Origin of the sequence: Paenibacillus sp. FSL A5-0031 (assembly GCF_001956295.1) — a bacterium.
GTDB lineage: Bacteria > Bacillota > Bacilli > Paenibacillales > Paenibacillaceae > Pristimantibacillus.
Map to the genome: position 1 here is coordinate 105111 of NZ_MRTD01000011.1, position 11836 is coordinate 116946.

The 11836-nt window shown below is 34.1% G+C and carries 7 protein-coding genes; 6 read left to right on the top strand and 1 reads right to left on the bottom strand.

The genetic code is table 11. From position 1 onward, the window contains the following. Positions 1–580 precede the first annotated feature (580 nt). The gene (locus BK120_RS19790; protein WP_076269226.1) at positions 581–1054 is read right to left on the bottom strand and encodes a JAB domain-containing protein; all 474 of its coding nucleotides are present in this window, start codon (positions 1052–1054) and stop codon (positions 581–583) included. A gap of 230 nt (positions 1055–1284) precedes the next feature. Here BK120_RS19790 and BK120_RS19795 point away from each other — a divergent pair, with 230 nt between their 5' ends. The 6 genes from BK120_RS19795 to BK120_RS19820 all read left to right on the top strand — a co-directional run bounded on the left by BK120_RS19795 (position 1285) and on the right by BK120_RS19820 (position 11834). Beyond that, entirely contained in the window at positions 1285–2319 is a 1035-nt protein-coding gene (locus BK120_RS19795; protein ID WP_076269227.1) for a hypothetical protein, read from the top strand. 143 nt (positions 2320–2462) lie between these two features. Further along, a complete protein-coding gene (locus BK120_RS19800) occupies positions 2463–2918 on the top strand; it encodes a hypothetical protein (protein ID WP_076269228.1) in 456 nt (151 codons plus the stop codon). 155 nt (positions 2919–3073) lie between these two features. Beyond that, the gene (locus BK120_RS19805; protein WP_076269229.1) at positions 3074–6388 is read left to right on the top strand and encodes an Eco57I restriction-modification methylase domain-containing protein; all 3315 of its coding nucleotides are present in this window, start codon (positions 3074–3076) and stop codon (positions 6386–6388) included. Next, positions 6381–7205 (top strand): DUF4007 family protein, encoded by an 825-nt coding sequence (locus BK120_RS19810; protein ID WP_076269230.1) that lies wholly within the window; start codon positions 6381–6383, stop codon positions 7203–7205. Before BK120_RS19805 ends, BK120_RS19810 begins: the two co-directional genes overlap by 8 nt. Beyond that, complete coding sequence (locus BK120_RS19815; protein WP_076269231.1) at positions 7198–7683, top strand: hypothetical protein; 486 nt, start codon at positions 7198–7200, stop codon at positions 7681–7683. The genes BK120_RS19810 and BK120_RS19815 overlap by 8 nt, the downstream gene beginning before the upstream one ends. Beyond that, positions 7680–11834 carry a hypothetical protein gene (locus tag BK120_RS19820; protein WP_076269232.1) on the top strand — a complete coding sequence of 1385 codons (4155 nt, stop codon included), beginning with the start codon at positions 7680–7682 and terminating at the stop codon, positions 11832–11834. The genes BK120_RS19815 and BK120_RS19820 overlap by 4 nt, the downstream gene beginning before the upstream one ends. The last annotated feature ends 2 nt before the right edge of the window (positions 11835–11836 follow it).

Genomic DNA, 11836 nt, shown 5'->3' on the forward strand with positions numbered 1-11836 from the left:
TATGCACTTATATGCTCTTATATTCTTTTAGATGCTCTTATATGATCTTAGATGATCTTAGGTGCTCTTAGATGTTCTTAGACTCCGTTAAGAGGCTATCTTGTCAATTTCTAAACCTATCACGCCCGATACTCAGTATAAAGTCTTAAGAGTTTAACTGAGCATGAAACGATCCAGAAGAAATTTTTTTATGAATACCGACAAATATAAACCTAAGAAAACTGTTGTAGTTGGATCATTTAGCCGACATATTCTAAACGAATTCCCCCTCTACCTGCCTTATGATGAAATATCGCTGCCGCGATACTTCATAAACGCCAGATAAAGGGTTGATAGTGCTGGTTATGTCGTTTCACGACAAAACCACTGAATGCATTTTTGGCGTTGATGCAACGCAAAAAAGCACCCAGCCCACTATGGGTTACATGCTGCTTTCATTGAGAGTTTGAACACATTCACTAAAGCAAGAGGCTGCGCCTCCCATTGTTACAAACCTTACGTGCGTAAGGTTATACGTGGCATGGTAACCAAATTGTGTTCAAGAAAGAAGGAACTTACGCGTTCCTCTATAAATTAGTATTTACATTAAACCTTGTTCTTTCATGCTGAAATAATTTTCTTCCGAGACAATGACCGAATCAAGCAACTCTATCCCAATAATTTCACCGGCTTGTTTAATACGTTCAGTTATTTCGCAGTCTTGCTGCGAAGGTGAACAGTCTGAGCTTGGATGATTATGAGCAAAGATAATGCTGGCGCTGTTGCTTAGGATAGCGACTTTAAATACTTCACGAGGATGAACAATAGCAGCGTTCAGACTACCAATTCCAATTGTTTGAATGGCATTAACTTTGTTTTTCGTGTCCAAACAAATAAGAATGCAGTGTTCGCGATCCTCACTGCCAAAGAAATCTTTTGCTATTTGAAAAGCATCTTGCGGCTTGCGTATAACATTGGTTTGATATGATAAGGTAGCTTCCTTCACTAATTTTAAGCTAACAATATTCAATCTTTTCATTTTTGGTGCTTTTTCAAGTTCTTCGGTTAGTTGCATGATATGCATCCTCCATTTTTTATAGTTATCTTTGATTAAACCACGAATCATAGATTAGCGGCGCACTTTACTCGTTATAAAACAGGTAAAGCTTGTCCGAAAAATAATCTCCGAACAAATTAAGCGATAATACGCCAGCATTATAGTTTCATACGAATGATTGTCAACAAAAAGATTGACAATCATTTGTTTGGATTTATCATTTAAGCACAGAAAAGAAGGTGATTAATTTGTATCAATTTATAAAAGATTTAGAAACAATGAAGTGCCCTCCGCTGCTTGTAAAAGAAAGAGAGCTTTCAGCGGATAGTCAGATTCGTAGGAAGTTTACTCTGGGAGAAGCGGATATTCGTCCAGACTTCGCTAAGGAATATTTAGAACAGGGATACGTGGTTTTTCCTGTTTATCGTGATAGTCGGATACTTCCACTACAGTTTGGGGCAAAATTTTGCGATTATCGAATCATCAACTATGGTGATGCATGCGAGATCATTCAAGAATATGGAAAACTTGAAATGAATCCTCAGGATACACGGTATATGAAGCCGTCTCTTGATAATCCCATGTCTCGATCCTTTCGTTTCTATTATGATAGAACGGAAGGGCGGTACAAGCAGGAAAATAGTGAAGCAAAGTGGTTATTAAGGGTAGCTGAAATCAAATCAATCAAAGAAAGTGAAAGTGTTAATGATTTGGTGTGGATGTTCTATGATTTTTACAGTGATTTTTGGATCGACCGTGTCCAATGCAGAAGCAGGTTTAATTTGGACGACAAGCCGACGCATTTGGATTATATGGACTATATCTATTATCTTGATTGCCAATTGGAGAATGTAAAGGCGTACACGCTTCTCCTTCGTATTTTCAGCGAGCTTGACGAAGAAGAATATCAATTATCCGTTCAAATGGTAGATTCACTGGAAAAGCAAATTGAAAACTGCCGAGAGTATCTTCATCGTAACGTGCTAGAGGATAGATTCGACCCGAAAAACGATGCCTTGCATGGCAAGACGATAGAGAAACTTCACAAACATATCAATATTCTTTTTAAACCGGGATTTTTCGTTGATCCATTGAAAGAGAAGCTGTATCCGAATATTGGACAGATTTATGATCGCTTGCAGCTTAGCAGAATTTATAATAGCTTCGAAACTCTGCGAGAAAAACAGCAGAATATAATTATTAAAGCGAAAAGAGCCTTTGAGATTCAAGGTAAAACAACTCTGAATGCAATTTCAGACTATCTTGTGTATTTCGTCAACTGAACTACTAACAAGCTAAACTCCTTTTTTCAGAGCTTGCAACAAAGCTCTTTTTCATTCTATGTCTACTGAACCAGTTAGATTTATGGTACGATAGAATTTATTGTGGATTTTATCAGAAAAATGGGATTGGGGAAATTATATACATGTTGCGCTATGAAAAAATTGATGATGGATCGACAGCGAATTACATGCTCCATATTGATCATAATTATCGACTATATATCGATGTCATAAATGGTAAAGCTTATTATGGCATTTGGAGTGAAATAGAAAAAATGAATAATCCTATTGTCCTTCAAGGTAACGGAGAATTCGAGTGGGATTGGCGTCAAAAACAATTTCATCTGCCAAAAAGGATAGAAGAACCAGCTTTAAGACAAATGAAAAAGTTATATGCTTATTACTTGAACGGTGGGAAAGAACCTATACTGTACGATCAGCTTTGGGCAGAACTGCAAGTTTATATTCGAAGTATGACAAAGGAATCCGAAGATTCAATGAACAAAGATACTGAGCAATACGAATATCATAAAGGTCGGTATGAAACTTATGGACAACTATCTGCATATATGAAAAAGCTACTTGAGGCTAATAATTAGATTCGTATCTTCAGATGAATTTTATGACTTAAAGCCCTCTTTCAACAGGGCTTTTTTACTATGAAAGCAGGGAAGTATAAAGCTTTAGTCGAATAAATAAGGTTGCTGTCGTTTTATTTTTAGAACAAGATATTAATTTTGAGGAGAAATTGAAAATGCTCAACAACGGTTTTATATCACAGACGTATCTTAAATTAGTTATATCTAAAATCAAAAATGAAATGATCAAAAATTCAATTGAAGGCATTCGTATGTTTTTTCAAGATGTAAAAACATACGTAGATAAAAATAGCGATAAAGAAGAATATTCGTTAGAAGAGTATATTGATGATTTTATTATTTCTTATGTTGGGACATTTTTTAATTTTAATTCAATATCTGATAGTGTAAATAACTTTAAGCTCTATGCGGATTCCTTGAAAGAAAAGCCAATAGGTACTTTGGTAGCTCTTCACTACTCTGATGAAGTATCATCGGAAGTCAAAGGGAAAAACTTCGGCTATACGGCTGTTCAATTAGCACGTAAAGAAAATGTTAGATGGGCTTTTCTAACAAACGGACTAATCTGGCGTATTTATGATGTACAGTCTGTAAGTCCATATGAAACTTATTTGGAAATAAACTTAACTGATGTATTATTTGCTAAAACTGATATGAATGAAGACGCAAAAGCGTTTTCATTATTTTGTCAAGCTAAATCATACTTTTCTGTTACAAGTGAGGTTAAATCTCAAATTGAGATTCATTTCGAGAATAGCGAAAAAGAAATGGAAAAGCTTGAAAATGTTTTGAAGGGTAAAATCGAACAAATTGTAACAGATATAAGTTATGGTTTTATTCAAAGTATCGGAAAAGAACAGTATTCTGAGTTAGAACGCAGAAAAATTTTCGAGGACTCGATTATTTTATTATATCGTATGTTGTTTATACAATATGCGGAATCAAGATCCCTATTTCCTATGGAAAACGAAACATATGTAAAGCAAAGTTTCGAATCGTTAGCTCAATCTGCCAGAGATTTATATAATTCAGGCGATTTGGTAAATTACGTTGATTCATATTCACTATGGAGAAAGCTGGATATATTGCGCGGCTATATTAATTCCGGATGGGATGATATAGATATGAAGGCATACAATGGTGGACTTTTCGATAATGAGTACCATGAGATTCTTAATGGTTATTCTATTTCTGACAGTTACTTTGCCGAAGTCTTATGCGGGCTCTCTTTCGTAAAAGACAAGAACGATGGATTTAAAGATCGTATTGAATTCAAAGATTTATCTGTAAGGAGTTTGGGCAGTTTATATGAAGGCTTGCTTGAATTCAATCTATTTATTGCTGAAGAAGAATTAGTAAGAAGATCTTCGAAAGGGAAAGTTGTTTATATTCCGACCTCTGAAACAACAGTGAAACAAACAGAACGAAATAGTATTATTTCGAAAGGGAAGATCTACCTCTCCCAAGATGCATTAGAACGTAAAGAAACCGGCAGTTATTATACACCAGAAGATGTTGTAAATTACATTATTGAAAATACGGTTGGTAAAAAATTAGAAGAAATTAGATCTCAATTCAATCAACTTTTGAAAAATGAACAAAGCAGATTGCTTACAGCAATCAATTTTTCGGAAACACAAGCGATTCATAACAGTATTGACCAAAATGTTCATGAATTTATTCAAAAGAACATATTAACTCTAAGTGTTCTTGATAATTCAATGGGAAGCGGACACTTTCTAGTTAATACAACACATTATATTGCTAATTTTATTATGGATTTAGTTCATTCGACTGAATGGGAAAGTGAATATCTGAATGGTGATCTCTCATACTGGAAAATACAAGTAGTAAGTCATTGTATATTCGGTATTGATATTAATCCGCTAGCACTACATCTGGGCAAACTGTCTTTATGGCTTGTTTCTGCTGCAAAAAATAAGCCCTTATCATTTATGGATCACCATTTGAAAGTAGGAAATAGCTTAATCGGTATAGACAAGAGAAAGGTTCAACAGCAAATCAATGATTGGATGAACGGTGAATATGACATTTTTACAGCTTCCTATAACAGCGTAATCGAAAATATACTTAACAAATACAATCTAATCTCACAAATGCCAGAAGAGACAAGAGACCAAGTGCATGCGAAAAAAGATCTTTATGATGAAATTAATAGTGAAGTAGATCTTCTAAAGAAAAAATTCAATGTTTATTTAGGTATGTTACAGATAGATGGTAAAGTACACGATGAAACCTTCCTTAAGTTGTTAAACTATAATGATTCCGAATTTGATATTAATCTCGATGTGTATGAAGAATACCTGCTACATGCTCAACAGCAACAATATTTTCATTGGGATTTAGAGTTCCCTGATATTATGGAAAATGGTGGGTTTGATATAGTTATTGGTAATCCCCCTTACGTTGTTGTTACGGATACAAAACCATATAGGCAAAGTATTACCCAGACTCTACAGACAAATAATTTATACTCTTATATGATGGAAAGAGCCCTTAAACATAGCAAAGGTGAAGGATACTTTGGTGTAATTGTTCCTATTTCATCAGTTGCTGGGAAAACTATGATTCCGCTCCAGAAACACTTGTTGTCCAGTATGAGTAAGTTGTATATAAGCAACTATTCAACTAGACCATCAAAATTATTTCAAAAAGTTGAGCAAAGATTGTCCATAATTATGGGGACGAAAGCTATTGATAACAAATCTGAGGTTGAACTGTATACCACTTCCTATATGAAGTGGTACTCTCATGAAAGGAAGCAACTATTCACGGAAATGTTAAAATATTCTCGCTGTTATATTGAGATTGTCACGGATGGGATTATACCAAAACTTGGCAACGTAATTGAAAACAACATATTTCAAAAAATTAAATCTGTAAAAAATAATTTGGCGTCAATTACCGATAATGACGGAGAGATCTATCTTTACTATCATGGAACCCCTAGGTACTGGAATAAAGCTATGGATTATGTTCCTGGTTTCTACAGTGAAAAGCAAGGACATAAGCAATCAACAGAGTATAAGACTCTTTCCTTTAGTGACGAGTTAAAGAAAAGTGTATTTGGATGCATAGTGAATAGTGCTCTATTTTATTGGTGGTGGAATGTTGTTTCCGATTGTAGGCATCTAACGAAAAGGGATGTTATGGATTTTAGCTTTAATTGGGACAGTCTTTCTCTAGAAATGATCAACAATTTAAGCAATGTATTCAATGAGTTAATGGATAATTTCAAGACAAATAAAAAGCAACTGATTATGAATCTTGGTGGGAACCTCGGTCAAGTAACTTTAGATTCCGTTGACCATCAGTTATCTAAGCCTATTATTGATAAGATAGATGGATTTATTGCTGAGTATTATGGACTTAACGAAGAAGAGCTTTCTTTTATTATAAATTACGACTATCGGTTTAGAATGGGTGAAGAGGGTAATGAAAATGAGTAAACCTAAACTTTATTTATCAGAAGGTTACCACATGAAATTTGACACTGTAGCTTCCTTGCTTCAACTGGTCAATGATTCTAATTTGCCAACCCACTCCAAAGAGTGGGTTACAAAGAACATGGGGGTATCGTCAAGAATGGTGAAGTGCATTGCGAATTATTGCAGCGCTACCGGATTATTAATACCAAAAGTTTATAAACCGACTTTATTTGGTAAGCTTGTTAACGAATATGATCCATATGTTGGAGACAACGGTACACTTTGGTTAATGCATTATATTGCAGCTTCTAATCAAGAGTTGATTATTTGGAATCGCTTATTTAATACAATTCTTCATGAAATGCCAACAGGTCATCAAAGTAATGAGTATTATCATTATTTTGATGATCTACATGAAACTTTTACACCCGCAACAATTAAAACAAATGTTCCAAGTGAGCTTAATAGCCTGCTTAATGCATACAGTGAACAACAATTTTCGAAACTAGGAATTATTGCGAAGACTAACGATGGAGTTTATTCTTATAAAAATCAACCTATGTCCATTATCATATTTTATGCTTTAGTTTTGCTGTATAAAGAACGTAATTATCAAGGTGCATCTACAATGGATGTTTCTTTTCTATGCAGTGAGTTCAACAGTCCAGGACGTGTTAGCTTATACTCTTCAATAAATATTAGACGGATGATTGAAGAACTGCACAAAGTGAAATTGATACAATTGGAATCAAGAGCAGATCTAGATCAGATTCGTTTTGTTCATAATCATACGTTTCTTGATGGAGTTAAGATGTATTACAGAGGTAATCATGACTAATTCAATACACCTTAACGACCTCGTCGAAGTTCAGAAAACAGAACGATATAAAGCGATTATTATCCTTGGGAATATTCATTCTTTATCTCCTAATGTTGGAAGTGATATCGCTAGTGCACTAGAAGCGAAGTACATCTCGATCGTAGATGAGTTTGTACAAAATCAATTGCGTAATACATGTATTGACACATTCGATCCTGATGATTTGAAAAATACGCTTAGGGAATTGGTAACACCAACAGAAGAAGTTGTAGTTTTAGAGGGCATTGATATGCTTTGGACTGTATGGTCTACTTCAATGCGAAATCGATTTCTAAAAATGATTGAAATGAATACTATTTCACCGTATAGAGATACGGTCTTTATTTTTTTAATTCTTAAAGACGATCAACTAATGAAATGTGACTGGAAAAACGATGCCCATCACTCACCTAGAGTGATGGATATTAACGAGATACTACTAGGAGGACCTCAATGATGAACAAAATCTCAAACATTATTGAAATAAAAAGCGCTTACTCTACTCAAGTAAATTTAAGGGAAGAATATGATGATTATAAAGTCAATTTAGAGCGTATGGAGCGTTATATGCCTATACGTTCCCATAGAGCAGCATTTGAGAAAATCACTAGAGCTCTACTAGAGCGTGACAGTAAAAGGTTTTTTCTGTTAACAGGTAGCTATGGTACCGGCAAGTCTCATCTAAGTTTAATGCTTGCAAATTATTTGACGCACCCTTCTACGGCACCAGAAATTGAAACTTTCTTCGAAAACTTTGCACATATGTCAGAGCAAGATGGAGAATCCATAAATGACATTGACAAATGGAAAATCAAAAGAAAGAATGGTAAGTTTCTTGTCTGCATTTGTGATTATGACAGTGATAATTCTTTCATGGAGATCATTCTTAAATCTATTATCACTGCATTGGAAAGAGAAGGAATTGATAGTGCTCAATTAGCTACTCCATATAGAGAAGCAGTTAGAAAAATCGAGGATTGGAAAAGATTCTCCAATGAAGGATTAAAAGACTTCTATTCCGATTTTGAACGTTCTTTAATGAGCAAACTGCCCGGAACAACTCCTAATCAATTTATTAAAGCTCTTGATAAGGATCTCGATTCAGAAAAATTAGTTATATTTAGACAAATTCATAAGGAAATCACTACAGTTGATTTCATGATGGATAAAAATAATTTGGTAGAGATTGTGAAGGATTTAGTACAAAGCCCTTTATTCTTGGAAAATTTTCAGGGGATTGCAATTTTATTCGATGAGTTTGATTACATATTAAAAGAAAAACAACGTTTTGGTTCAAATTTGAATGTGTTCCAAGCTTTTGGAGAATATTGTTCTAAATCATTTATTAATGGTGCTCCTGTTTTTATGTTAGCTACGGGACATAGATCGTTTATCAGTTATAAGTCTCGATATAACGAAGATGATTTTTCTGTAGTTAACAATCGTGTAGAAGAAGTTTCTCTTAAAACAGAAGGATTCGAAGACATTATTTCTGCAATAGTAATCCCAAATAAAAACTCTGAATCATGGAAACAACTTATACGTCCAAACCGTCATGTTTTTGATTCTCTAACGCAATCATGTAAAGAACATGAGATTTTTTCACACCTTTCTAGCTCAGGGAAAAAGCTTCGGGAGAAAATCATTGAAAATATTTATCCTATGCACCCGATGGCTACTCATGTCCTACTTGAACTGTCGAAAGATATTGCGTCTAACAATCGTTCCGTATTTACATTTTTCACAAAAGCCTATCGTAACAGTAGTGAAGAAGGATCTTACAACTGGTATACTCATACACATAATATATTGGACGACAAAGGGAATCTGAATTTTTATACGGTAGACTACTTATTTCGGTACTTCAACCAATTAATTAGTTCTGATAATCTCGAACTTCCTGACAGTAAGAAATCCATAATCAGGAATTTTGAAGCATCCTTGAGGGAATGGAAAAAGGTTCATGCCAAAGAGAAAACCCTAATTGTTGATGAAAATGAACTTTGGGCAGAGCGTATACTTCAAACTCTTGTTTTATATCATTTAGCGAATGTTGTACCTAATGCTACTAATATTTTGTTTGGATTAAATGCTAATGCTAATTTATTCCCAGAGCTTGCTGCCAAGATTAAATCCATCCTGAGATATCTGGCAGATAGGCATATTTTGTTTTACAACAAACAGTCTGATGCATATGAGTTTAAGAAAAATGATTTGATTGATATTGATGGATTAATCGAAGAGTATGTCTCTAAGGAAGAACATTACAACTTTAATGTCGTAGATGAGTTTTCTCGTATTGGTAAAATTAGAGATCATTCTGAATTGTATCAACTTTTCCGAGACGACTTTTACTCGGGTAAGGCATACAATTTAGAATGGTCAGAAGATAAACGGTTTTTACGCGTCTTTACAACAGTTAAAGAGCTAGAAAGTAAGAATTTCTTTGAGAAAATTTCTAGAGCGATGTTTGAAGAACAAGATTTCACAAAATCATATGAAGGCGTTTCACTCATTGTAATCTGTGAGACATTAGATGAGAGGGATAAGGCAAGATCCCTATCAATGCATAATAAAAACTCACGAATACTAATAGGGGTTCCTAAAAATGATATTCCTGTGAAAGAACAAGTGGCTAGATATATTGCTCTGGAGAGTATATCTAGTTCAGCGATTTCAGAACAAGAATTCGCACTAGTTCAAGACAAGAAAAACTATCAGGCAAAACTTATCTCGGATCAACTGAAGCAATACTCCGACCAAAAAAATATTAATTGGACTGAAAAAGAAGGAAATGTTATTCCAATTTCCAAGGATGAGCATGCTTCTGTTAGCTATGTATTGCAAAAATTATTTGAAAATAAACGCACAAGAATAAAGCACCCCGATCTAAATAAAAATCATAGTATTGAAAAAAATGGTCAGAACGCACTTAGAGATGCTGTCGATCGATTATTAAATTTTGAAAGTGATTTATCCTGGGATACTACTAAAGCACTAGACACTTCAGATATGAGGATTTTTAATAACGTATTAGCCGCGGCGGATGTCTTAGTGATATCAGAACAGAACAAGAACATGTGTAAAGGTAAACTCAATACTAAGTTTGCGTCGTATAAGGAAACGTTACCGGCTTTGGCTGCTATGTTTTTAGAAATTGAAAACAAACAAAAAAATATTCCTTTTTCTAATTTCATAAAAATCGCGCAAGATTATGGAGTTGGTAGATATGCTTTCCTACTTTATTTTTCTATAATATTACGTTATTACGATAGTGCACTCTATTTGAAGTCAGCTCCTAATGCACCAGATAATCTAAAGATTAATTCCTTTTCAGATTTAGAAGATTTAATAGGTAAGAAGAAACATCCAAATGCAGTAATTGATATTTTACAGTTAACAGAGATTGAAAAAAAATTCGTAAATTCCATTTATCAAATATATGAGACAATACCTGTTAATAAGAACATTACAGTTGACCAATGTTATTCTCGATTAATGAAATGGTACGAAATGTTACCTAATGTTTCCAAGGTTGGTTCTATTTACTCGGACACACGTTTTCATAATCTGATTAATGTATTTTCAGGTATGAAAAATAGTTCAATGCCTTATTTTATTATATCTAAACTGCAAACAATAATTGGACGTGATGAGAATGACTTACTAAGTGACTCTGCTGTTGAAAGTGTTTTAGATTTCCTAAGATCAGCCAAAATAGAAATGCCTTATTCAAAGCAGAAAGTTTTGGATAGTATTTTTGAACAAGTTACAAATCTCTTTAATCCAAGTTTTACTGGAAAGTATACTGAAGAAGAAACTAGGAAGAGCATAGTTAATTGGTATGATTCTCTTACTGAAATACAGAAGGATACAAGTTTTCACAAGCATAGCCCTGATAGCAAAATAGTTATAAAGAATGCTGCCTCGTGTATCAATGCTGAACAAACCTTGGCAGTTGATATGTCAGAACAGCTAGTACAACAAAAAGTGCTAGAATGGTCTACTGATAAGACCGCTGACCTGGCTCATAAAATTAAACATGCTAAGGTATATATTGAACAATTTGTAGTTGATGTAGAAGATCCAATATTGGTTATTCCTGATGCCTGGATTAAAGTCCCCGAGGGCAATCAAGATGTTTACTATTTCCAAAAGGGTTCTATAACAATTAAGAGTCCTAGTGAAAATTACACTGTACTATACACTGACGATGGAAGTAGCCCATTAAGTCCGGTAAGCAATCCTAAAGAGATAAAGAATGAGATAAACTTTACTCCATTGATTGATGAGTTCATCTTACAATTGGTTAGTGTTGACGATCAAAATAGAAATGGATTGATAAGAAAGTACAAATTTAGGGCGGGAAAATTAAGGTTTCAAGCTCGACCAATGATTAAAGAGCATCAAGCGGTAATGAATTTTGGATCTTCTTCTGTTGCAGCAGAATCTGAAGAGTCTATTATGATTCCAAGTATTCCTTATGATAACAATTCTCTTGAGATATGCATCAATAGCATTATACAGACAGCAATAAATAAAAAGAACGTCACTAATACTGTAATAAGAGAAACTTTATTAAATATGTTAAGCAGTTTGGAGGAATAAGT